Annotated in this window: 14 protein-coding genes; 6 read left to right on the forward strand and 8 right to left on the reverse strand. The window is 65.3% G+C overall.

Annotated elements, in window-relative coordinates:
* Nucleotides 1–25: 25 nt before the first annotated feature.
* Nucleotides 26–1,381, forward strand: a complete 1,356-nt coding sequence (locus L8G49_RS06280) for a metallopeptidase TldD-related protein (RefSeq protein WP_242183354.1) — start codon at nt 26–28, stop codon at nt 1,379–1,381.
* On the forward strand, nt 1,374–2,156 hold the full coding sequence (locus L8G49_RS06285) for a 3'(2'),5'-bisphosphate nucleotidase CysQ (protein ID WP_242183356.1): 783 nt from the start codon (nt 1,374–1,376) through the stop codon (nt 2,154–2,156). Before L8G49_RS06280 ends, L8G49_RS06285 begins: the two co-directional genes overlap by 8 nt.
* 187 nt (nt 2,157–2,343) lie before the next feature.
* Here the strand turns inward: L8G49_RS06285 and L8G49_RS06290 are convergent, their stop codons facing one another.
* The 4 genes from L8G49_RS06290 to rpoB form a co-directional block, all read right to left on the reverse strand.
* A complete protein-coding gene (locus tag L8G49_RS06290; RefSeq protein WP_242139439.1) occupies nt 2,344–2,892 on the reverse strand; it encodes a pseudouridine synthase in 549 nt (182 codons plus the stop codon).
* 101 nt (nt 2,893–2,993) lie between these two features.
* Nucleotides 2,994–5,795 (reverse strand): TonB-dependent receptor, encoded by a 2,802-nt coding sequence (locus L8G49_RS06295; RefSeq protein WP_242183358.1) that lies wholly within the window; start codon nt 5,793–5,795, stop codon nt 2,994–2,996.
* 492 nt (nt 5,796–6,287) lie between these two features.
* Nucleotides 6,288–10,580: a DNA-directed RNA polymerase subunit beta' gene (gene rpoC, locus L8G49_RS06300; RefSeq protein WP_242139441.1), complete on the reverse strand. Its 4,293-nt coding sequence runs from the start codon at nt 10,578–10,580 to the stop codon at nt 6,288–6,290.
* Between the two features lie 170 nt (nt 10,581–10,750).
* The gene (gene rpoB / locus L8G49_RS06305; RefSeq protein WP_242139442.1) at nt 10,751–14,935 is read right to left on the reverse strand and encodes a DNA-directed RNA polymerase subunit beta; all 4,185 of its coding nucleotides are present in this window, start codon (nt 14,933–14,935) and stop codon (nt 10,751–10,753) included.
* 337 nt (nt 14,936–15,272) lie between these two features.
* Here rpoB and L8G49_RS06310 point away from each other — a divergent pair, with 337 nt between their 5' ends.
* A complete protein-coding gene (locus L8G49_RS06310; RefSeq protein WP_242183359.1) occupies nt 15,273–16,460 on the forward strand; it encodes a hypothetical protein in 1,188 nt (395 codons plus the stop codon).
* Between the two features lie 170 nt (nt 16,461–16,630).
* On the opposite strand, the gene rplL is transcribed toward L8G49_RS06310, so the two are convergent.
* Nucleotides 16,631–17,008, reverse strand: a complete 378-nt coding sequence (gene rplL, locus L8G49_RS06315) for a 50S ribosomal protein L7/L12 (protein WP_242139444.1) — start codon at nt 17,006–17,008, stop codon at nt 16,631–16,633.
* Between the two features lie 70 nt (nt 17,009–17,078).
* Complete coding sequence (gene rplJ / locus L8G49_RS06320; protein ID WP_010160422.1) at nt 17,079–17,612, reverse strand: 50S ribosomal protein L10; 534 nt, start codon at nt 17,610–17,612, stop codon at nt 17,079–17,081.
* Between the two features lie 579 nt (nt 17,613–18,191).
* Between rplJ and L8G49_RS06325 the strand changes: the two genes are divergently transcribed.
* Nucleotides 18,192–19,361: a pyridoxal phosphate-dependent aminotransferase gene (locus tag L8G49_RS06325; RefSeq protein ID WP_242183361.1), complete on the forward strand. Its 1,170-nt coding sequence runs from the start codon at nt 18,192–18,194 to the stop codon at nt 19,359–19,361.
* Nucleotides 19,362–19,453: 92 nt separating this feature from the next.
* Nucleotides 19,454–21,418, forward strand: a complete 1,965-nt coding sequence (locus tag L8G49_RS06330; RefSeq protein WP_242183364.1) for an AsmA family protein — start codon at nt 19,454–19,456, stop codon at nt 21,416–21,418.
* A gap of 60 nt (nt 21,419–21,478) precedes the next feature.
* Here the strand turns inward: L8G49_RS06330 and L8G49_RS06335 are convergent, their stop codons facing one another.
* Nucleotides 21,479–22,060 carry a sugar O-acetyltransferase gene (locus L8G49_RS06335; protein WP_242183365.1) on the reverse strand — a complete coding sequence of 194 codons (582 nt, stop codon included), beginning with the start codon at nt 22,058–22,060 and terminating at the stop codon, nt 21,479–21,481.
* Nucleotides 22,060–22,749, reverse strand: coding sequence for a DUF1349 domain-containing protein (locus tag L8G49_RS06340; protein ID WP_242183367.1), 690 nt, complete (start codon nt 22,747–22,749; stop codon nt 22,060–22,062). The genes L8G49_RS06335 and L8G49_RS06340 overlap by 1 nt, the downstream gene beginning before the upstream one ends.
* A gap of 69 nt (nt 22,750–22,818) precedes the next feature.
* Between L8G49_RS06340 and L8G49_RS06345 the strand changes: the two genes are divergently transcribed.
* Nucleotides 22,819–23,424 carry a TetR family transcriptional regulator gene (locus tag L8G49_RS06345; RefSeq protein WP_242183368.1) on the forward strand — a complete coding sequence of 202 codons (606 nt, stop codon included), beginning with the start codon at nt 22,819–22,821 and terminating at the stop codon, nt 23,422–23,424.
* Nucleotides 23,425–23,489: the final 65 nt, after the last annotated feature.

Below are 23,489 nucleotides of genomic sequence, written 5' to 3' on the forward strand. Positions count from 1 at the left end.
CGGTGCGACACCTTAAGTCCAACCCATGTTGACCCCCGATCAGGCGCAGGACCGCGCCGCCGCCATCGTCGCCCGAGCCACCGCCGCCGGAGCCGACGCCGCCGATGCCGTCTATGCCGCCGACATGTCGCTCGACATCTCCGTCCGGCTCGGGGCGCTCGAGGACGTCGGGCGCTCGGAGAGTGCCGACCTTGGCTTGCGCGTGTTCGTCGGCAAGCGCTCGGCGAGCGTGTCCACCTCCGACCTGTCGGACGATTCGATCGCCGCCCTGGTCGAGCGCGCGGTCGCGATGGCGCGCGAGGCGCCCGAGGACGCCTGGGCCGGGCTCGCGCCACAGGAACGCCTGATGCGCGGCGCGCCGCCGCTGCTCGACCTTGACGATGGCGGCGGCGCCTCGCCCGAAAGCCTGCGTGAAGTCGCGCTCGCCGCCGAGGACGCCGCGCGGGCGGTGCCCGGCGTGACCAACAGCGAGGGCGGCTCGGCGAGCGCGTCGCGCTCGATCTGGGCGCTCGCGACGAGCCACGGCTTTGCGGCCGCCTACGCCGCAACCGGCTACGGCCTTTCCGCAAGCGTGCTCGCCGGCGCGACCGAGGGCGGTGGCGAGATGGTGCGCGATTATGCCTATAGTTCGGCACGCCACCGCCATGCGCTCGAGGCACCCGAGGCGATCGGTACCAAGGCGGGCGAGCGCGCCGTCGCGCGCGTCAACCCCGGGCGGCTGGCGAGCGGTCCGATGTCGGTCGTGTATGATCCGCGCGTCGGATCGAGCCTGCTCGGCCATCTGATGGGCGCGATCTCGGGATCGGCGATCACGCGCAAGACGAGCTTCCTGCTCGATGCGCTGGGGACGCAGGTGTTCTCGGCCGGCGTGACCGTGCTGGACGATCCGCATCGCCCGCACGGCCTGCGCTCGCGCCCGTTCGACGGGGAGGGGCTGCCGGTCAGCCCGTCCGCGATCATCGAGCACGGCATGCTCGAGGCGTGGTTGCTCGACAGCGCCTCGGCGCGGCAATTGGGGCTGGAGCCGACCGGCCACGCCTCGCGCGGCGTCGGCGGATCGCCCGGAGTGTCGCCGAGCAACGTCCATATGGTCGCGGGCAAGGTGCCGGTGTCAACGCTGATCGCCGACATTGCGAACGGCGTGTTCGTGACCGAGCTGATCGGCATGGGCGTTAATGGCGTGACCGGGGACTATTCGCGTGGCGCCGCGGGATTCCGGATCGTCGACGGGCAGATTGCCGGGCCGGTCGCCGAATTCACCATCGCGGGCAACCTGCGCGACATGTACCGCAACCTGACGCCCGCGAACGATCTCGAGTTCCGTTACGGCACCAACGTGCCGACGCTGCGGGTCGAGGGGATGACCGTCGCCAGTGGTTGAACCCGGTCTGACGGATGCGGTCGCCGCCATCGTGGCGGAAGCGGGCGCGCTGGCGCTGCGCCAGTGGCGGACCGACTTCGCGCGCTGGGAAAAGGCGCCGGGCGACCCGGTGTGCGCGGTCGACCTCGAGGTGAACGCGCTGTTGCGGGAGCGGCTGTCGGCATTGCTGCCCGATGCGGGATGGCTGTCCGAGGAGACGGCGGACAATGCGGATCGTCTGGCCCGTTCGCGGCTGTGGGTGGTCGACCCGATCGACGGGACGCGCGATTACATCCGCGGGCGCGATGGCTGGGCCGTTTCGGTTGCGCTGGTGGAGCGCGGCCAGCCGGTGATCGGTGTGCTGGACGCGGCGGCGCGGGGACAGGTGTTTCGCGCGGAGCTGGGCCAGGGGGCGTGGGCCAATGGCGTCCGCCTCGCGGTCGGCGACCGGCGCGTGTTCGGCGGGGCGCGCGTGCCGACCGACGCCTTGCCCAAGGTCGATCGCGACCTGGTGGCGGTGGCCAAGCCCAATTCGATTGCGCTCAGGATCGCGATGGTGGCGGCGGACGAGGCGGATCTGGTCGCGACCCTGCGCTGGGGCTGGGAATGGGACGTGGCGGCGGCGGTGCTGATCGCGGCCGAGGCCGGCGCGCGCGTGACCGATGCTCTGGGACAGGCGCTGACCTTCAATACGCCGCGTGCGCAGGCGTTCGGCGTGGTGACGTCGGTGCCGGGGATCCACGCGGCCGCGATCGAGCGGTTGCGCGAACGCGCGACGGCTTTGTCGAGGGGGTGAGTCGGGGCGGATGATTGGGGTCGGGCGTGCTGGACGGCCCCACCCCAACCCCTCCCCTGAAGGGGAGGGGCTAAGAAGAAGAATGACTCCGTTCGCTGCAGGGGAAGGGCGACGGAAAAGAAGTTCTCCCCTCCCCTTCAGGGGAGGGGTCGGGGCTGGGGCAGTGTCTCACCGAGCCCGAGGCCCGCTACACCAGCACCTCGCGCATCGCCCCCGGGGCCAGTCCCTCGATCGTCCATTCCCCGATCCGCCAGCGCACCAGCCGCAGCGTCGGAAACCCGATCGCCGCGGTCATTCGCCGCACCTGCCGGTTGCGGCCCTCGCGGATCGTCAGCGTGATCCAGCCGTCGGGCACGCTCTTGCGGAACCGCACCGGCGGATCGCGCGGCCAGAGCGCCGGGTCGTCGATCCGCTCTACCTCGGCGGGCAGCGTCATCCCGTCCTTGAGACGCACCCCCTGGCGCAACGGCGCGAGCGCCGCGTCGTCGGGATCGCCCTCGACCTGGATCAGATAGGTCTTGGGCAGCTTGAACTTCGGGTCCGCGATCCGTGCCTGCAGCCGGCCATCGTCGGTCAGCAGCATCAACCCCTCGCTGTCGCGGTCGAGCCGCCCCGCCGGATAGACGCCGGGGACCGCGACATAATCGGAGAGCGTCGCACGCGGGGTAGGGGACTTCGCGTCGGTGAATTGCGACAGGACGTCATAGGGTTTGTTGAGCAGGATCAGGCGCGCCATCGCCGCGCCTTACGCGCATCGCGCCGATAACGGAACCGCCGCCCGGACAGGGTCCGGACGGCGGTCGCGGGTGGCGGTCGCAGTCGGCGCCAGGCGCTGCGTCACATGCGGAACGACACCGATCCGACGAAGGTGCGGCCGTTCTTGTAGAAGGCCGTCGGACGATCCGGCGTGCCGTTATACTGCAGGTACGTCTCGTCGAGCAGGTTCTGGGCGTTGACCGAGAAGGTGATCGCCTCGTTGAGCTTGAGGCTCGCCGAAAGATCGACCTGATTGTACGGCGCGACCATCTCGCGCGACCCCAGGCGGCCGATCGTGCGGAAGTAGGACGAGCGATAATTGTAGCTCAGGCGCGCCTGGAACGGCCCCTTTTCGAAATAGGGGATCACGTTGACGGTATGCCGCGACAGGTACGGCAGGTTGAGCGCGGTCCCCGTCACGTCGACCGACGAGGTGCTGCTGTCCTGATACGAATAGTTCGCCTGGAGGCCGAACCCGCCCCAGATCTCGGCCTGGCCCGACACCAGCACGCCGTTGACCTTCGCCTTGCCGCCGTTGACCGGACGCGAGACGGTGTAGCGATTGTCCAGCTGACCCGTCAGCGAATTGAACAGCGTCACGCCCTGCTGGCGGAAGTTGATGATGTAGTTCGAGATTTCGCGACGGAACAGCTCGACGGCCAACAGCGACCCGGCGCGGGGGTAGAATTCCGCGGTCAGTTCGTAATTGACCGATTCATACGGCTTCAGATCGGGATTGCCGCCGCTTGCGTCGAAGGTGGTGTCGTTCTGCGAGATCGACGCCGCGAGATCCTGGTAGCGGGGCCGCGAGATCACCTTGGCGACTGCACCACGGAAGATCAGCTGCTTGCTGGCTTCGTACGCGATGTTGAAGCTGGGCAGGAACTTCAGATAATCGGTCGTCGAACTGGTCGGCGTGGGGGCAGGCGTCGGATTGGCCGCCGTGGCGAGCGTCAGCGCATAGTCCGATACGTCCCGCGTATAGACCAGCCGCCCACCGATGTTGCCGCGGAACCCGGCCTGGTTGAAGTTCGCCTGCAGATAGGAACCGACGACCGTTTCCTTGACCTTGGTGGTCGCGCCGATCTTGTCGATCAGCGGGCTGTTGATCGCATTCGCCAGGATGTCGATCACCGACTGTTCCGGCAGGTTCAGATATTGCGTGGCATTGCCGTTGCCGCCGCTGCCGCTGAACGAGCCCCCCGGCGTGGACAGCGTGTGGACGTTGAGCTGCGACGCCAGCAGGGAGGTCGTCAGATAGGTGTTGATGCCGCGACCGTCGATCCGGTTGATGTGGTCCGTGACGCGCGAGCCGAGCAGCACTTCGGTGAACGGCCCGAACGAAACCGGGATGGTCGCATCATAGCCGCCGAAGATGTCGCGATCGGTCGTGACGCTGAAATCCTGCCCGCCGATCTGCGCGCCGATCAGCTGCCGCCCGTTGACGACGACCGGATTGCCCTCGATCTGCGCGGGGTTGTTGTTCGGGTTGGTGAAATAGTTTGCGGCGTTGGTCGGATCACCGACGAAGTTCACGGTCGCCGAATTCGGCGTGAAGGCATAGCTGTACGGCAGCTTGGTCTGGACGTTGAAGAGATATTCCGGGTTCCGACCCCCGGTCGCCTTGCTCCAGCCGCCGGCGAACGAAACCTTCGCACCGCCCGAACCTTCCCAATCGGCGAACAGGTTGATGTTGTCGGTCTTGAGCTTCGTGCGGCGTACCAGCGTATCGAGCTGCGCGCTCTGGTTCTTGGCGCCCGCGAACGAGGCGGCCGTCACCACGCCGTTGCTGACCGTCGCCGAGGTCAGCACGTCACCGGTCCACGCGCCGGGGATCGTATACATCGACTGGCTGTAATTGTTGTAATTGCCGTCGATGTGCAGGCCGTTGAGCGTCAGCGTCAGGTTCTGCACCGGACGATACTGGACGGTGCCCGACACGCTCTTGCGCTCGCGCGTCTGCTGGAAATAGGCGTAGTTGATCCCGAACGGCGAGGCGGCCTTGTAGAGGTCCGAAATCGTCCCGCCGTTGATCGTCGCGCCGGGGCTCTTCAGGCTCAGCGTGCCATCGGCGGCACGGTTGACGAACGGGCTGCTGTACGTGCCGTCGGCGTTGGCCGCGACGTTGTCATAGCCGAAGAACTCGACACCCGCGCGCGTGAGGCTCTGCTTGTCATAGGTCGCCGCGACGAGGACGCCGAACGTGTCGGACGTGTTCTTCCAGCTGTAGAGCCCGGAGCCACGGACGTTCCCCTTGTCGGACCGATCATTGTACGTGTAGCCGCCCGACGCGAAGATCGAATTGGCCGGGGTATCGAGCGGACGGCGCGTGCGGACGATGACCGTACCGCCGAGGCTGCCTTCCTCGATCCGCGGTTCCGGCGACTTGTAGACTTCCAGCCGCTCGACGAGCTCGGGGGCGAGCAGCGAATAGTTGAAGGTACGGCTGGACGGATCGTTGTCGTTGCCGCCCCAATCGGCCGAGGCGAGCGCATGGCCATCGAGCAGCATGCGGTTGAGCGCGGGGTCGGTGCCCAGGATCGCGACCTTCTCACCCTCGCCGAAGCGGCGGTCGATGCTGACGCCGGGGATGTGCGACAGCGATTCGGCGACGTTGCGGTCCGGGAACTTGCCGATCGCCTCGGACGTGATGACGTCGACCACGGCGTTGGCCTTGCGCTTGACCGAAATCGCGCTGCGCAGGCTCTCGCGGATGCCGGTGACGACGATGTCGCCATCCGGGGTGGCGGCGGCGGATGGGGCTTCGGTGACCGCGCCCGGAGCCTGGGTCTGTCCGTCGGCGGAAGCGGTCTGTGCCGATGCGGGCAGGATGCTCAACCCGGCGAGAACGCTGGAGGTCAACAGCACGGTATGAAGTCGCATATAATCCACCCCTTACAGAGGCCCCGGCAGATCGTTTCCGCTCGAGGCCTGAAACCCCGCAGCAACGCGAGGACGACTGGTCTCGCCGGGCATGGTCACATATTGGTCTTATTTTTGGACCGTACCGGCATTATTTTTGTAACTAAGCAGAAATAATAAATCCATCGGAAAAAGGGTAGCGTCCACATTTTGCGCGATGCCCATCGAACGGGAAAGATTCTAACAAAAGCAGCGATCTAACTGCGTATTACCGCGCCGGAGCGGCGCGTTCGGGGCGGCTGTGCATCTTAAGGATGATGCCCGACATTTCAAATTGGTAAGGTAACGACCGGTCCGGTCGGGTCCGACAGGTTGCAAGTGGTGCGTATGCAGCACGCCCTTCGGGGGCCCGCGCGGCACGCGCCCCGGCGGATCGGCCACAAAAAAGCCGCCGCCCGGAAACCCGGACGGCGGCCATTTGATCAGTCTCGGCAGAGTGGCCAAACGCGGAGATCACTCCTTGTTCAGATACTCGCCTGCATCGGCATCGGTGCCGGTCCCGCTGGTGGTGACGACCGCGAGCGGATCGCTACCCATACCGCCCGAGTCGCGCGCGGAGCGTGCGAGCTCGGCGTCATGCTCTTCCTTGGCCGAGTTCGGCGCGACGATCGCAACCTCGGCGAGACGCCGCTGCTGGACCCGCAGCGCCGCATCGCGCGACGAAGCGGTGACACGCAGACGGTTCATCCCCGCACCCGTACCCGCCGGGATCAGGCGACCAACGATGACGTTCTCCTTGAGACCGGTCAGCGTGTCCTTCTTGCCCTGCACCGATGCCTCGGTGAGGACTCGGGTGGTCTCCTGGAACGACGCCGCCGAGATGAAGCTGCGGGTCTGCAACGACGCCTTGGTGATGCCGAGCAGGACGGGCTTGCCCTGTGCCGGACGCTCCTTCTTGTCGATCTTCGAGTTGATCTCGTCCATCTCGTCGCGATCGACCTGCTCGCCCGCCAGCAGCGTGGTGTCGCCGCCGTCGGTGATCTCGACCTTCTGCAGCATCTGGCGAACGATCGTCTCGATGTGCTTGTCGTTGATCTTCACGCCCTGGAGACGATAGACCTCCTGGATTTCCGACACGAGATATTCCGCCAGGGGCTCGATGCCGAGCACTTCGAGAATGTCGTGCGGATCGGGGCTGCCGCCGATGAGGTTGTCGCCGCGCTTGACGTAATCGCCTTCCTGCACGTCGATGACCTTCGACTTGGGCACCAGATACTCGACGACCTCGCCGCCATCCTCGGGCTGGATGCCGATCTTGCGCTTCGCCTTGTAATCCTTGCCGAACACCACGCGGCCGGAGACCTTTGCGATGATCGCATTCTCCTTCGGCTTGCGCGCCTCGAACAGCTCGGCAACACGCGGCAGACCGCCGGTGATGTCGCGCGTCTTGGCGCTCTCGCGGCTGACACGGGCCAGGACGTCACCGCCCGAAACCGTCGCCCCATCCTCGACCGAGAGCGTCGCGCCCGGCACCAGCATGTAGCGGCCGGCTTCCTCTGCGCTCGCACCCGTCAGGGTGAGGCGCGGACGAAGATCTTCCTTGGCCTTGGTCGTGGCACGGTACTCGATCACGACACGCTGCGAGATACCGGTCGCTTCGTCGGCCTGCTCGGTGAGCGTCTTGCCCTCGATCAGATCCTGATACTTCACGACGCCGGGGTTCTCGGTGATCACCGGCATGGTGAAGGGATCCCACTCCGCCAGACGATCGCCCTTTTCGACGATGTGGCCATCGTCGAACAGCACGTACGCGCCGTACGGAATGCGGTGCACCGCGCGCTCGCGGCCGTCCATATCGACGATCGCGATTTCACCCGAGCGGCTGAGCACGACGCGGCGGCCACGCTGGTCGGTGATGGTGCGAAGATCACGATATTCCATCGTGCCGTCGGCCACTGCCTCCAGGTTGGACTGCTCGTTGAGCTGCGCCGCACCACCGATGTGGAAGGTACGCATGGTCAGCTGCGTGCCCGGCTCACCGATCGACTGCGCCGCGATGACGCCGACCGCTTCACCGATGTTCACCGGCGTACCGCGGGCGAGATCGCGCCCGTAGCACTTGCCGCAGACACCGATCTTGGTCTCGCAGACCAGCGGCGAGCGGATCTTGCACGACTGCGTCCCGATCGCCTCGATCTTCGCGACCATCGGCTCGTCGAGCAGCGTGCCCGACGGGATCACGATCTCGCCGGTCTTGCTGTCCACGATGTCTTCCGCGGTCGTACGACCGAGGATTCGCTCACCGAGCGACGCGATGGTCGAACCGCCCTGAACGATCGCGCGCATTTCGAGCGCACGGGTCGTCCCGCAATCCTCCTCGATGATGACGCAATCCTGCGACACGTCGACGAGACGGCGGGTGAGGTAGCCCGAGTTGGCGGTCTTCAATGCCGTATCCGCGAGACCCTTACGGGCACCGTGGGTGGAGTTGAAGTACTCGAGGACGGTCAGGCCTTCCTTGAAGTTCGAGATGATCGGCGTTTCGATGATCTCGCCCGACGGCTTGGCCATCAGGCCGCGCATACCGGCAAGCTGCTTGATCTGCGCCTGCGAACCACGCGCACCCGAGTGGGCCATCATGTAGATCGAGTTGATCGGCTTCTCGCGACCCTTGTTCGGGCCGTCTTCGTAATGCTTGACCGCCTTGATCTCGTTCATCATCGCGTTCGCGACCTGATCGCCGCAACGGCTCCAGGCGTCGATCACCTTGTTGTACTTCTCCTGCTGCGTGATCAGACCGTCCTGATATTGCTGCTCGAAGTCCTTCACCAGACCCTTGGTCTCGTCGACCAATGCGATCTTGGCGTCCGGAATGATCATGTCGTCCTTGCCGAACGAGATGCCCGCCTTGAACGCGTGCTTGAAGCCCAGCGACATGATCGCATCGGCGAACAGCACCGTGTCCTTCTGGCCGGCGTGACGATAGACCTCGTCGATCACGTCGCCGACGTCCTTCTTGGTCAGAAGGCGGTTGACGATGTCGAACGGCACCTTGTGGTTCTGCGGCAGGCACTCGCCGAGCAGCATGCGACCGGGGGTGGTCTCATAGCGCTTGAGATACTGCTTGCCGTCCTCGTCGGTCTGCGGGACGCGGCTGATGATCTTGGTGTGGAGCGTGACCGCGCCAGCCTCGATCGCGTGATGAACCTCCTGCATGTCGGAGATCATCATGCCCTCGCCGGGCTCGCCTTCCTTGAGCATCGACAGATAATACAGGCCCAGCACCATATCCTGCGACGGGACGATGATCGGCTTGCCGTTGGCGGGCGACAGGATGTTGTTCGTCGACATCATCAGGACGCGCGCCTCTAGCTGCGCTTCGAGCGACAGCGGGACGTGGACGGCCATCTGATCGCCATCGAAATCGGCGTTGAACGCGGAGCAGACCAGCGGGTGCAGCTGGATCGCCTTGCCCTCGATCAGCACCGGCTCGAACGCCTGGATGCCGAGACGGTGAAGCGTCGGCGCACGGTTCAGCATGACCGGATGCTCGCGGATCACCTCGTCCAGGATATCCCAGACTTCCTTGCGCTCCTTCTCGACCCACTTCTTCGCCTGCTTCAGGGTCATGGAGAGACCCTTGGCATCGAGACGTGCGTAGATGAACGGCTTGAACAGCTCGAGCGCCATCTTCTTCGGCAGGCCGCACTGGTGCAGCTTCAGCTCAGGCCCGGTCACGATGACCGAACGACCCGAATAGTCGACGCGCTTGCCCAGAAGGTTCTGGCGGAAGCGGCCCTGCTTGCCCTTGAGCATGTCCGACAGCGACTTGAGCGGACGCTTGTTGGCGCCCGTGATCGTGCGACCGCGGCGACCGTTATCGAACAGTGCGTCGACGGCCTCCTGCAACATGCGCTTCTCGTTGCGGACGATGATGTCCGGCGCGCGGAGCTCCATCAGGCGCTTCAAGCGGTTGTTACGGTTGATCACGCGGCGATACAGATCGTTCAGATCCGACGTCGCGAAACGACCACCGTCCAGCGGCACCAGCGGGCGCAGCTCGGGCGGGATGACTGGCACGACCTCGAGGATCATCCACTCCGGGCGGTTGCCCGAATCGATGAAGCTCTCGACAACCTTGAGGCGCTTGATGATCTTCTTGGGCTTGAGCTCGGACTTGGTGACCGCGAGCTCCTCGAGGAGCTCCTTGCGCTCGCCCTCGAGATCGAGGTCCTGCAGCATGATGCGGACGGCTTCCGCGCCGATGCCGGCCGAGAAGGCGTCTTCGCCATACTCGTCCTGCGCGTCGAGGAGCTCGTCCTCGGTCATCAGCTGGTACTTTTCGAGCGGGGTCAGGCCCGGCTCGATTACGATATACGCCTCGAAGTACAGAACGCGCTCGAGCTGCTTGAGCTGCATGTCGAGCAGCAGGCCGATGCGCGACGGCAGCGACTTGAGGAACCAGATGTGCGCGACCGGGGCGGCCAGCTCGATATGGCCCATGCGCTCACGCCGGACCTTCGAGACGGTGACTTCGACGCCGCACTTCTCGCAGACGATGCCCTTGTACTTCATGCGCTTGTACTTGCCGCACAGGCACTCGTAATCCTTGATCGGACCGAAGATGCGCGCGCAGAACAGGCCGTCACGCTCGGGCTTGAACGTGCGATAGTTGATGGTTTCGGGCTTCTTGATCTCACCGAACGACCAGCTGCGGATCTTGTCCGGGCTGGCGATGCCGATCTGGATCTGGTCGAAGGTCTCGGCCTTGACGACCGGGTTCGCGAAATTGGTCAGTTCGTTCATGGAGATGAACCTTTCCTCGAAATCTTACCCCCCGCCCGCTTGCGGGAGGGGGAGGGGCCCAGCCTCTTCAGGCTGGGAGGGGGTGGGCACCCGGTAGCGGCCGTGCGGTCCGCCGCGGGCCGGGAGCCCACCCCTCAATCCCCTCCCGCAAGCGGGAGGGGAGGCTCTTGTTACTCGGCCGCGATCGCGACGCCGTCGCTGTCGAAATGCTCGGTCGTGGTCAGCTCGATGTTGAGGCCGAGCGAACGCATTTCCTTGACGAGAACGTTGAAGCTCTCCGGAATCCCGGCCTCGAACGTGTCGTCACCCTTGACGATCGCCTCATAGACCTTGGTGCGCCCGACGACGTCGTCCGACTTGACCGTGAGCATTTCCTGCAAGGTGTACGCAGCACCATATGCCTGAAGCGCCCAGACCTCCATCTCGCCGAAGCGCTGGCCACCGAACTGCGCCTTACCACCCAGCGGCTGCTGCGTGACGAGCGAGTACGGCCCGATCGACCGGGCGTGGATCTTGTCGTCGACCAGATGGTGGAGCTTGAGCATGTAGATGATGCCCACGGTCACCTTGCGGTCGAACTGATCCCCGGTGCGCCCGTCGAACAGATCCGACTGACCCGACGTATCGAGACCCGCCAGTTCCAGCATCGCAGAGACGTCGGCTTCGCGGGCACCGTCGAACACGGGCGTTCCCATCGGGATACCGGTGCGCAGGTTGTCGGTCAGCTCGATGATCTGCTCGGCGGTCCGCGCCTCGATGTCCGCGGCATAGTGATCGCCGTACACTTCGAGCAGCCGTGCCTTGACCGCGTCGGGCATGTCGCCCGGCTTGGGTTCGGGGTTGGCTTCGCGCCAATCCTCGAGCGCACGATGGACCTGCTGACCGAGGTTACGGGCAGCCCAGCCGAGATGCGTCTCGAAGATCTGACCGACGTTCATGCGCGACGGCACGCCCAGCGGGTTGAGCACGAGATCGACCGGCGTACCGTCGGCGAGGAACGGCATGTCCTCCGCCGGCAGGATCCGCGAGATGACGCCCTTGTTCCCGTGACGGCCGGCCATCTTGTCGCCCGGCTGCAGCTTGCGCTTCACCGCGACGAACACCTTGACCATCTTGAGCACGCCTGGCGGCAGCTCGTCACCACGCTCGAGCTTGTCGCGACGATCGTGGAACTTGTCGAGGATCAGCTTGGCGGCATCGTCATACTGCGTCTTGACCGCTTCCAGATCGCTCTGGGTCTTGTCATCGGCAACCGCGAACTTCCACCACTCGTGACGATCGACGCTGTCGAGGACGTCCTGGTCGATGACCACGCCCTTCTTCGGCCCGTTCTTGGGGACGGCGGTTGCCGTCTGGCCGATCAGCATCTCGCGCAGACGCGACCAGGTCGCGCGGTTAAGGATGCTGCGCTCGTCGTCCGAGTCTTTCTTGAGGCGCTCGATCTCTTCGCGCTCGATCGCCATCGCGCGCTCGTCCTTGTCGATGCCGTGGCGGTTGAACACCCGGACCTCGACGACCGTCCCGGCAACACCCGGCGGCAGGCGAAGCGACGTGTCGCGCACGTCCGACGCCTTTTCACCGAAGATCGCACGGAGCAGCTTTTCTTCCGGCGTCATCGGGCTCTCGCCCTTCGGCGTGATCTTGCCCGCGAGAATATCGCCCGGCTCGACCTCTGCGCCGATGTACACGATGCCAGCCTCGTCGAGGTTGCGGAGCGCTTCCTCACCGACGTTGGGGATATCGCGCGTGATGTCTTCCGGCCCGAGCTTGGTGTCGCGCGCCATGACTTCGAATTCCTCGATGTGGATCGAGGTGAAGACGTCGTCCTTGACGATGCGCTCGGAGATGAGGATCGAATCCTCATAGTTATACCCGTTCCACGGCATGAACGCGACGAGCGCGTTGCGCCCCAACGCGAGCTCACCGAACTCGGTCGACGGACCGTCGGCGATGACGTCGCCGGCATGGATCACGTCGCCCACCTTCACCAGCGGACGCTGGTTGATGCAGGTGTTCTGGTTCGAGCGCTGGAACTTCATCAGCGTGTAGATGTCGACGCCCGACTGGCCGGCATCGATTTCGCCGGTTGCGCGGATGACGATACGCGCCGCGTCGACCTGGTCGACGATGCCCGCCCGCTTGGCCGAGATCGCTGCACCCGAATCGCGTGCCACGGTCTCTTCCATGCCGGTGCCGACGAACGGCGCTTCGGCCTGGACGAGCGGAACCGCCTGACGCTGCATGTTCGAGCCCATCAGTGCGCGGTTGGCGTCATCGTTTTCCAGGAACGGAATGAGCGATGCGGCGACCGAGACGAGCTGCTTGGGGCTGACGTCCATCAGCGTGATGTTGTTCGGGATCGCCATCAGGAATTCGCCCGCCTGACGCGACGACACCAGTTCCTCGACGAAGCCGTTCGACGAATCGAGCTCGGCGTTGGCCTGCGCGATCGTGTGCTTGGCCTCTTCCATCGCCGACAGATAGACGACGTCGTCGGTGACCTTGTGGTCTACGACCTTGCGGTACGGCGTCTCGATGAAGCCATACTTGTTGACGCGGCTGAACGACGCCAGCGAGTTGATCAGACCGATGTTCGGGCCTTCCGGCGTCTCGATCGGGCAGATGCGGCCGTAATGCGTCGGGTGAACGTCGCGGACTTCGAAGCCGGCGCGCTCACGCGTAAGACCACCCGGTCCGAGGGCCGACACGCGACGTTTGTGGGTGACTTCCGACAGCGGGTTGGTCTGATCCATGAACTGCGACAGCTGCGAAGAGCCGAAGAATTCGCGGACCGCGGCAACCGCGGGCTTCGCGTTGATCAGGTCGTTCGGCATCACGGTCGACACGTCGACCGACGACATACGCTCCTTCACGGCGCGCTCCATGCGGAGCAGGCCGACGCGATACTGATTCTCGAGCAGCTCGCCGACCGAGCGCACACGACGGTTACCGAGGTTGTCGATATCGTCGATGTCGCCCTTGCCGTCCTTGAGGTTCACGAGCGTCTTGACGACTTCGAGAATGTCCTCGGTGCGGAGCGTGGTCACGGTGTCCTCGACGTCGAGGTCGAGACGCATGTTGAGCTTCACACGACCAACCGCCGACAGGTCGTACCGGTCGGGATCAAAGAACAGGCCGCTGAACAGCGACTCTGCGGTCTCGAGCGTGGGCGGCTCGCCCGGGCGCATGACGCGGTAGATGTCGGACAGTGCCTGCTCGCGCTCCTCGGCCTTGTCGACCTTGAGCGTGTTGCGGATCCACGGACCCGTCGCGACGTGATCGATGTCGAGCAGTTCGATCCGGTCGATCCCGGCCTGGTCGAGCAGTTCGAGGTTCTCGGCCGACACTTCGTCGCCCGCCTCGATGTAGATCTGGCCAGTATTGTCGTTGATCAGGTCATAGGCGCTGTAGCGACCGAAGATTTCCTCGGTCGGGATCAGCAGGTCGGTCAGGCCGTCCTTGGCCGCCTTGTTGGCTGCGCGCGGGCTGATCTTCTGGCCGTTGGCAAACACGATCTCGCCGGTCTTGGCGTCGATGATGTCGTACATCGGCTTCTGGCCACGCCAGTTCTCGGGCTGGAACGGGATGATCCAGCCGCCCTGACCACGGACGAAGGTCACGCGGTTGTAGAAGTGGTTGAGGATCTCCTCGCCGGTCATCCCGAGCGCGTACAGCAGCGCCGTCACCGGCAGCTTGCGCTTGCGATCGATGCGGACGTTGACGATGTCCTTGGCGTCGAACTCGAAGTCGAGCCACGAACCGCGATACGGAATGACGCGCGCGGCGAACAGATACTTGCCCGATGCGTGGGTCTTGCCGCGGTCATGGTCGAACAGGACGCCCGGCGAACGGTGCATCTGCGAGACGATGACACGCTCGGTGCCGTTGATGATGAAGGTGCCGTTGCCCGTCATCAGGGGCATGTCGCCCATGTAGACGTCCTGCTCCTTGATATCGAGGACCGAACGCGAATCCGTGTCGGCGTCCACCTCGAACACGATCAGGCGCAGCGTGACGCGCATCGGCGCCGCATAGGTGATGCCGCGCTGGCGGCATTCGTCGGTGTCGAACTTGGGGGGCTCGAGCTCGTAATTGACGAAGTCGAGTTCGGCGGTGCCGGCGAAATCGCGGATCGGGAACACGCTGCGCAGCGTCTTCTCGAGACCCGAGACATAACCGATCGCGGGGTCGGAACGCAGGAACTGCTCGTAGCTCTCGCGCTGGACCTCGATCAGGTTCGGCATCTGCACGACTTCGTGGATGTTGCCGAAAACCTTGCGGATGCGGCGCTTGGCGGTGCCGCTTTCTGCTGCGCGCGGCTTGGCCGTGCCCTCGTTGGTTGCCTTGGTCGCCATGGAGTTTTTGCCCTCAAGCTCTAATTTCGTGCCCGGAAACGCCCGGGCGGGCACGCCGAAAACGCAAAAAGCCGCATGTCCTCCACCGGGGTGGAACGACAGCAGCTTTCATGCGTCTCGTGAAACCACAATCCCAATACGATCGACATGCTGCGCGACGGCACGTCATTTCCCGAAGACTGTGGTGGAGTGCGCCATATAGGGACGGTGCGCCGGGGTGTCAAATCGCGGATCGCGAAGGCCCTGATCCGGCGAACGGAACGGTCGGCGCGACGAGGGGATCCCGTTCGACGTCGGATTGCTTTGGTGGTTGCACGATTGCGGCTATGGCCGGGCCGTGAAAATCCTCCCTTCATCGCTCTGGCTCGCAGGGACGTTGCTGCTGGCGACGCCGGTCGCGGCACAGACCTCCGCGCCGGCAACGCCGCTGCCGGATCTCGACGGCTACAGTCTGCCATCGTCCCGGCCGACGCCGCGCGTCGCGCCTGACGCCGAGCCGACTACTGGCGTGAGCGTGCAGCGGCCGGCTCCGGCCCCGACGCCGTCCACTCCGGTCGTAGCGGTCCCATCGGTACCGCCGCGCGTCGTTCCGACCGTCCGGACTACGCCCGTACCGCGCCCGACGCCCGTCCCACGCGCCGGTCCGCCCGAGCGCCCGGTTCCGGTCGTGGCGCCGACCCCGGCGGGGCCGCCGACGATCGCCGTGCCGGCGCCAGTGCGGAAGCCCGATCCGGTCGCCGTACCGACTGCCCCGCCCGTCGCGGTGCGCCAGACGCCAACGCCCACGGCGCCAGCGGACTCCGTATCGCCGCCACGATCCTCCATCTGGGCGCTGGTAGCCGGCGGCGTGATCATCGCGCTTGCGGTGGCGGGGTGGATCCTCTGGCGTCGGCGCGCTGGCAACCCGTCAGCGGTGATCCCGGACGAGGCGTCGTTCGAGCAGGCTCCTCCCGCCGAACCAGAGCCAGCAAGCACGCCGGCAGCAGCCGCGCGCGCAGTCGCTCCGCGAATCACGATACCCGTCGCGCGTCCGCGCATCGAGATCGAATGCATCGCCACGCGTGCCGGGACCAACCTTTTGAGCGCGGCCGTCGAGTATCGGATCATTGTCCGCAACGTCGGCGATGCGATCGCGCACGCGATCCGGCTAGACGTGCGACTGCTGGGCATGGGCGTCCAGCACGATGCGCTGCTGGCCGCGCTCTTCGCGATGCCGCTCGACACGTCGATCGCCGCGCCGTTCGATTTGCTGCCGGGGACTGCGGTCGACCTCGGTGGAATGGCGATGCATCCGAAAGAGACGATCGAGACGGTCGATCTGGGCGGGCGGGCGATGGTCGTGCCGCTGCTTGCGATCAACCTCCGCTATGGCTTGGGGGACGCGGGCGCGGGCCAGACCGCCGCGGCGTTCGTCATCGGACAGGACCGCGGCGCGGGTGGCAAATTGCAGCCGTTCCGTCTCGATAGCGCGCGGATGGCGGACACGGTGGCGGTGATCGCCTATCCGGGCGGCGTTACGGGCTGATATCGCGAGGCTTGCCGCCAGGGCCGACGGCCTGATGACGGTCGGTATCCGTCGTTCCGCATTCAAGCCGGACACGAAAAGGGCGACCCCCTTGCGAGGGGCCGCCCTTTTCGTTTCGAACCGAGGTCCGGAAGGGAAGGGCGCCGGTTGCCCGCCGCCCTTCGCTTGCCTTACTTGACTTCGACGGTCGCGCCAGCTGCTTCGAGCTGGGCCTTGATCTTGGCTGCTTCGTCCTTCGAAACGCCTTCCTTGACGGCCTTGGGAGCCGACTCGACCAGCGTCTTCGCTTCGGTCAGGCCGAGCGAGGTGATCGCGCGGACTTCCTTGATGACGTTGATCTTCTTGCCACCGTCGCCGGTGAGGATGACGTCGAATTCGGTCTGCTCTTCAGCAGCCGGAGCTGCTGCGCCGCCGGCTGCTGCCGGTGCTGCTGCGACTGCTGCAGCGGCCGAAACGCCCCACTTCTCTTCGAGCATCTTCGACAGGTCTGCTGCTTCGATGACGGTGAGGGCCGAAAGCTGGTCAACCAGCGCGTTGAGGTCTGCCATGTGTAGTCTCCAGTAACAGGGGCATCGCCCCATGGTTTCAGTTCAAAAGATCTCGAATACCCGACGGGTGTCAGGCGTCCGCCGTTTCCTGTTCGGCGTCCTTCTCGGCATAGGCCGAAAGCACACGAGCGAGCTGAGCCGCAGGCGCCTGGGCGATCGTCGCGAGCTTGGTTGCGGGTGCAACCAGGAGGCCCACGATCTTCGCGCGCAGTTCGTCCAGCGACGGCATCGTCGCGAGTGCCTTCACGCCGTCCACGTCGAGGACGGTCGCACCCATCGCACCACCGACGATTTCGAACTTGTCGTTCGTCTTCGCGAATTCCACGGCCACCTTGGCGGCCGCGACGGGGTCGATGGAACTGGCGAGACCGACCGGACCGGTGAGCATGTCGCCCAACGGGGTGTAGTCGGTGCCGTCCAGAGCGATCTTGGCAAGCTTGTTCTTCGAGACCTTGTAGCTCGCGCCAGCATCCCGCATCGCGTTACGCAGCTTTGTCGACTGGGCAACGGTCATGCCGAGGTTGCGGGTGACGACCACCACGCCGACTTCGGCAAAAGTGCGGTTCAGCTCTGCAACGAGCTCGGTCTTTTGAGCACGATCCATGCCATTCTCCACTTTTTTGGCCATGCCGCGAACGGCACGACCGGTTACGAACCAGAGCGCAGATGCACTCCGGAAGTGTCCAGCGATGGGGAATGGGAGCGACGCCCGCTTATTCGCCGCAGGGGCGATAAGGGAGGCGGCAAGCCGGAACGCGGGCGAACCCGGTGTCGGCGGAAATCCTGTCCCCGTCTCGGCAGGGCATTAAGACCGACGGAATTCGGCCACCTGCTGTCTCGGACGGTCCTTCCCCAAGCGAACCCGGGTCGGGAGAGCGGCGCTGATAGCTGGATGCGGGGAAAAGTCAACGGGGGGCGTTGCGCCGTCCCCACCACCGTCATTCCCGCGGAGGCGGCAAGCCAGTAGCGTTACGCTCGCTGGTCGAGGTCAGCCAGTATGGATCCCCGCCTCCGCGGGAATGACGGAACTGGTGTGAGCGGCGACCGGAGCAACAATGTTGCGTTTTCGAGACCGCCGCGATTTGCCACCTTCCCTTTTCATCGGTTTTACGGAACACTCTGTCGCCAAGGGCCGGCGAGCCCGTGCAGGAGTGGACGGACTTCCTCCAACAGGGGCCGACCGATGACACATCAAACGCATTTGAATCCAGAAGCCGACGACGACCTGCTGACCCGTGGGTTCGCACGCCGCGACCTCGCGCGAATCGCGGCGGTGTTCGGCGCAGGCGCGGTTGCCGCCACCGTCGGGCGGCCCGCCTGGGCGTCGGGCGGCGTCCCCGATCCTGCGCCGAGCGCGAAGGTACGGATCGGCGCGAACGAATGCTGGACCGGCCCGCTCGCCCCCGGCGCGACAGCCGCAGCGAAGATGATCGGGCAGGGCAACCGGTATTCGCCGCAAGACCAGCGCGGCGATTTCATCAAGGCGGTGATGACGGTCGAGCAGGTTCCGTTCGACCATGTCGCGCCCTGGCCGGGATCGAGCGATCCGCTGTGTCGGGCGGTGGTGACCTATTGTTCGCCGACCAGGGGCCTCGTGACGGCCGACCCGACGTTCGAGCTCGCCGGCCGCACGGCGGCGTGGCTCGGTGCACCGGTCAAGGCGGTGCCACTCACCGCCGACTATACGCATGACGTCAAGGCGATGCTCGCGGCCAATCCGGATGCCGGTCTCTATTATATCTGCACGCCCAACAATCCGACCGGGACGATCACGCCGCTCGCCGACATCGAATGGCTGATCGCGAACAAGCCCGCCGGGTCGATGGTGCTGATCGACGAGGCCTATACCCACTTCGCAGGGGTGCCGGTGGCATCCTACCTGGCGGTGAAGCATCCCGACGTAATCGTGATGCGGACCTTCTCCAAATTGTTCGGCATGGCGGGGCTCCGGGTCGGCTATATCATCACCAACCCGGCGAATATCACCAAGATGATGCGGTATGACGGTGGGATGCAATCGGGGGCCTTGCCCGTCACGAGCATCGCCTGCGCAACCGCGAGCCTGACCGCCGCGCCGATGATCGCGGCACGACGCGCGCAGATGGAAACCGCGCGCGGCCTCACGCTCGATCATCTCCGGAGCAAGGGCATCACCGTCAAGCCGACCCACGCCAACATGTTCATGATCGACTGGAAGACCAGGCAGGCCAAGGACATGCAGGCCGCGTTCCGCAAGGAAAGCGTCGAGATCGGGCGGTCCTGGCCGATCTGGCCGACCGTCAGCCGCGTGACGGTCGGGTCGGCGGAGGAGATGAAAAGCTTCTGCACCGCGCTCGACAAGGTCATCGCCTGACCCAAAACCAGTTCGTGTCGGCGGCCGCTCACGCCGTCGGCACATAATGATACGCGAGTGAAACCATCGGTCGGGTGTTGGGTTGATGGCGCGTGACCCAAGCATCCGATCCGGCCCTGTCCGAGCAGCCCTCCACTCCCATTGAATTTCGGCCACGATCGCGCTGGCGATCGCGGTTGCTGGCGACCTCGGTCGTCGGTGCGGCCGTGGTGGTCGTCGGCTTCGTCGCGTTGGGCGCATTTCCGGTCGGGGTGATGCGCAGCACGGTCGAAAGCCGCTTGTCCGCCGCGCTCGACACGAAGGTGCACGTCGGCGCGGTCACGCGCGACACGCTGTTTTCGTACAACCCAGTCGTATCGGTCCGCGACGTACGGATCGCGCAGCCGGCCTGGGTCGGCCCCGGCGATTTCGTCCGGGTGGAGACCGCGCAGGTCCGCGTACCGATGTTCTCGCTGCTGTTCGGGCATTTCCGCCCCGATCGCATCAGCATCGACGGCGCCCGCATCGCGCTGGTTCGGGATGCCTCGGGGAAGGAAAACTGGAAGCCCGATCACCCGAAATCGAAAAGCGGCGGGGACGACCGGCCGAGCCTGTCCGACCTGACGATCACCCATAGCCAGGTCGTGATCCGCGACGCCAGGCGCGGGCTCGTGATCGATGGGCCGCTGAGCGTCGATGCCGCGCACGGGTTGCGCTATGCCGCCACCGGGACCTTCCGGGACACGCCCGCCCGGCTCGAGCTGACGGGCGGCAAGATCACCGGCATCGACCCGACCGCGCCCTATCCCTTCGCCGCGACGCTGGAGTCTCCGGCGCTGCGGATGGCGGTGAAGGGGACCATGCGCGGGGTGCTCGACACGCGCCACTTCAGCGCGGACGTCACCGCGCAGGCACCGACGCTCAAGAACCTCGACCGGATCATCGAGGCGGGGCTGTTCGGATCTCAACCGATCAACCTCGCGGGCAAGATCCGGCACGATGGACGCGACTGGTATGTCGACAAGATCGGCGGGAGCATGGGCCGGTCCTTGTTCAGCGGCGTTGCGACGATCCATAAGGATGGCGGACGCACCACCATCGACGCGAAGGTCGATGCGCGGCAGTTCGATTTCGACGATTTGGCAGATGCGGAAGGCCGCGCTGAATCGGCGGCGCGCAACGCCGCGGTCGGTCCACGCGTGATACCCCCGACGCGGATCAACCTGTCGAAGCTGGGCAAGACGGACGGGCGGCTGGTGTTCGTGGCGCATCGCCTGCTGTCGAGCAGCGGGACCGTGTTCAAGAGCCTGTCGGGCTCGCTCACGCTGGATCACCGCGTCGTGACGGTGCGCGATATCGTCGCGACGCTGGCGAACGGACGGATGACCGGCGTGGTCAAGGTCGATCATCGCAGCGGCGCGCCCAAGCTGGCGATCGACCTTCGGCTCGCCGGGTTGACGCTGGATGCGCTGGTCGGCCAGCCGAAGATGATCTCGGGCCCGGTGCGCGGGCATATCGTGCTGACCGGGCAGGGCGATACGGTGCGCGAGGCGATGGCGCATGCGAGCGGCAAGGCCGCGATCGTCGCGACCGACGGGCATGTCCAGCGGATGGTCGCGGACGTGCTCGGGCAGAATCTCAGCGGCGCGGTCGCGCATGCGATCGGCGGCCCGAGCGAGACGGTGCCGCTGCGCTGCCTCGTCGCCAATTTCCGCGCGACCGGCGGCGTGCTGACGCCCAATCCGCTGGCGATCGATACGGGGGCTTCGGTCGGGCGCGGGTCGGGTCGGATTTTGCTCGATGGCGAACGGCTAGAGTTGACGCTGGCGGGGGCGAGCAAGAGCAATGCGCTGCTGCGGATCGCCGACCCGATCCATGTGCGCGGAACGCTGGGGTCGCCGACGGTGACCGTCGCGGGGCTCGGCGCGTCGGAGAAGCCGACCGCTGGCGGCGTGCTGCGGGTGTTGGGGCGGTCGATCGGGCAGGCGCTGGGGATCACCAAGACGCCGCCCTCGGCGGCGGGGCGTCCGCCGACGACGGTCAATTGCTCGGCGGCGGTGGCGTTGGCGCTGCGATAGGGGTGGGGGCGGGGCGGGACGGTTTTACCCGCTGTCGATGTCAGTCTCCTAGCAGACCAGTCATACGGTCCGCGGCTTCTGGATCACTCTCGAGACCAGGCGTCGTGCAGGATTGCCGGCAACCGTCGTTGCCACGGGGATGTCTCGTGTCACGACGCTGCCCGCACCGATGATCGCATCGTTACCGATGGTGACGCCCGGCAGGATGATGGCACCGCCGCCGATCCAGACGTTACGCCCTATGACAATCGGCAGGCCGAATTCGAGCATCTGGGCGCGGACCGATGCTTCGCGCGGGTGGTCGGCCGTGACCATCTGCACACCGGGACCGACCTGGGTGCCAGCGCCGATCCGCACCGGCATGACATCGAGAACGACGCACCCGTAATTGAGGAACACCCCGTCTTCTAGATGGACGTTATACCCGTAATCGCAGTGGAACGGGGAGCGGACGGTAACCCCCGCCCCGACGTGGCCTAGTCCTTCGACCAGCAGCGCATAGGTCTCGTCCGCAGAGGCCGCCGGTGCCGCATTGAACCGCGCCATCCAGTCGCGTGCCCGCGCCGCATCGGCGGCCAACTCCGGATCGTCCGAGGTGTAGAGCTCCCCGGCGAGCATCTTCTGCTTCTCGGTCATCGTCATCAGCTCAGGTCGTGCAGGTCCTTGCCGAGCGGCGGGGTGATCCGCAGGTCCGAGAAGCGGACCGCCAGGCCATCCCGTTCAGGCGTGCAGGCCATCGGTCCGACCTGGTAAGATGCGGCAACCGGGAACGGTGCGAGCCGTACCAGCGGCCATGTCTTGCCATCGGCGGAAACCTGAAGGCGCAGCACGCCCTTTGCTACGGTCGCGCGCATCCAGAAATCCTGTGCGTCATGCTCATAGGGGCCGGTCGCCCAGTCGGATTTGCCGTCCGTAAGGACGCTGCTCAGCATCGCACGGCCATCCGACAATTCGATTCCCGCCTTGACCCAACGCCGTTCGTCGACCCGGACCATGATCCCGGCCTGATCATATAACTTTTGATACTGGCCACGGATACGCAGTTGCGCGGTGAACGCAGCGGGGGCGGTGAACCCGAGAAAATGACCGCTGTCGCGGGTGAAGCCGTAATGCGTCTCTCGCCAGAAATCGGTACCTTTGTCGGTGATCATCGACAGGTCGCCTGCGGGATCGACCGACCAGACCCGGGGCTCGTTGAGCCAGCGACCGTCACGACGCCCCAGCGCCGACTTGCCCGCACGCTGTGCCTGCGCCGTGCCTGCCGTACTCGCAGCGACCAGTGCAGCCGCACCCCCCAGGATTGTTCTACGGTTCACCAAATCCTCGCTCATGTGCAACAGGCCTATCTATGTTCGGACCTATATGTACATACGTACACATTGGCGCAAGCGGGTGAATTGATGACAACCGGGAAGGGCAGGCAAAACGACCCGACGCGGCGGCAGCGCATCGTCGACGCAACGTTGGAGGTGATCGCCGCTTATGGTGTGGCAGCAACGACCCATCGCCGCATCGCTGGCGAGGCGGGCGTGCCGTTGGGCTCGGTGACCTATTATTTCGAGTCTCTGGAAGCACTGATAGGCGCTGCCTTCCTGCAACTGGCGGCGCAGTCGTCCGCGCTGTTCAGCGCCCGTCTGGAAGCGGCTGAAGACCGTTCCGGAGCGATCGATGCGGTGGTCGATATCATCGCAGGCACGATCTGGGCGAAGCCGCGCACATTGCTCTTGAGCTACGAACTCTATGCCTTTGCAGCGCGGCACCCTGCGGTAAGCGCCGTGATGCAACAGTGGATGGACACCAGCCGCAGCGCGTTGGAACGCTTTTTCGACCCGCTCACGGCACGGGCGCTGGACGCCTTGGTCGAAGGGATCGGCATTCATAATTCGATCGACCGCGCGCCGCTCGACCGGGAAGCCATTCGGATCATCGTCGAACGCATCGCTGTGCCTAAGGAAGAGGGTGCCTCCTCTCCGAATTTCGGCGGGAGCGGAACGATACCTCCGTAAGCCAGCGACCTACGCCAATACCCGCAGCCCCGCATGACAACGAAACACAAAAAAGGCCCGGTGCG

The sequence above is a fragment of the Sphingomonas sp. CARO-RG-8B-R24-01 genome, from assembly GCF_022662295.1.
In the GTDB taxonomy this organism is placed as follows: Bacteria; Pseudomonadota; Alphaproteobacteria; order Sphingomonadales; family Sphingomonadaceae; genus Sphingomonas.

What these genes read in the sequence shown, in the direction of transcription:
- L8G49_RS06280 (WP_242183354.1), top strand. Translation starts at nt 26, where the DNA reads ATGTTGACCCCCGATCAGGCGCAGGACCGCGCCGCCGCCATCGTCGCC.
- L8G49_RS06290 (WP_242139439.1), bottom strand. Translation starts at nt 2,892, where the DNA reads ATGGCGCGCCTGATCCTGCTCAACAAACCCTATGACGTCCTGTCGCAA.
- L8G49_RS06295 (WP_242183358.1), bottom strand. Translation starts at nt 5,795, where the DNA reads ATGCGACTTCATACCGTGCTGTTGACCTCCAGCGTTCTCGCCGGGTTG.
- rpoC (WP_242139441.1), bottom strand. Translation starts at nt 10,580, where the DNA reads ATGAACGAACTGACCAATTTCGCGAACCCGGTCGTCAAGGCCGAGACC.
- rpoB (WP_242139442.1), bottom strand. Translation starts at nt 14,935, where the DNA reads ATGGCGACCAAGGCAACCAACGAGGGCACGGCCAAGCCGCGCGCAGCA.
- rplL (WP_242139444.1), bottom strand. Translation starts at nt 17,008, where the DNA reads ATGGCAGACCTCAACGCGCTGGTTGACCAGCTTTCGGCCCTCACCGTC.
- rplJ (WP_010160422.1), bottom strand. Translation starts at nt 17,612, where the DNA reads ATGGATCGTGCTCAAAAGACCGAGCTCGTTGCAGAGCTGAACCGCACT.
- L8G49_RS06325 (WP_242183361.1), top strand. Translation starts at nt 18,192, where the DNA reads ATGACACATCAAACGCATTTGAATCCAGAAGCCGACGACGACCTGCTG.
- L8G49_RS06335 (WP_242183365.1), bottom strand. Translation starts at nt 22,060, where the DNA reads ATGACGATGACCGAGAAGCAGAAGATGCTCGCCGGGGAGCTCTACACC.
- L8G49_RS06340 (WP_242183367.1), bottom strand. Translation starts at nt 22,749, where the DNA reads ATGAGCGAGGATTTGGTGAACCGTAGAACAATCCTGGGGGGTGCGGCT.
- L8G49_RS06345 (WP_242183368.1), top strand. Translation starts at nt 22,819, where the DNA reads ATGACAACCGGGAAGGGCAGGCAAAACGACCCGACGCGGCGGCAGCGC.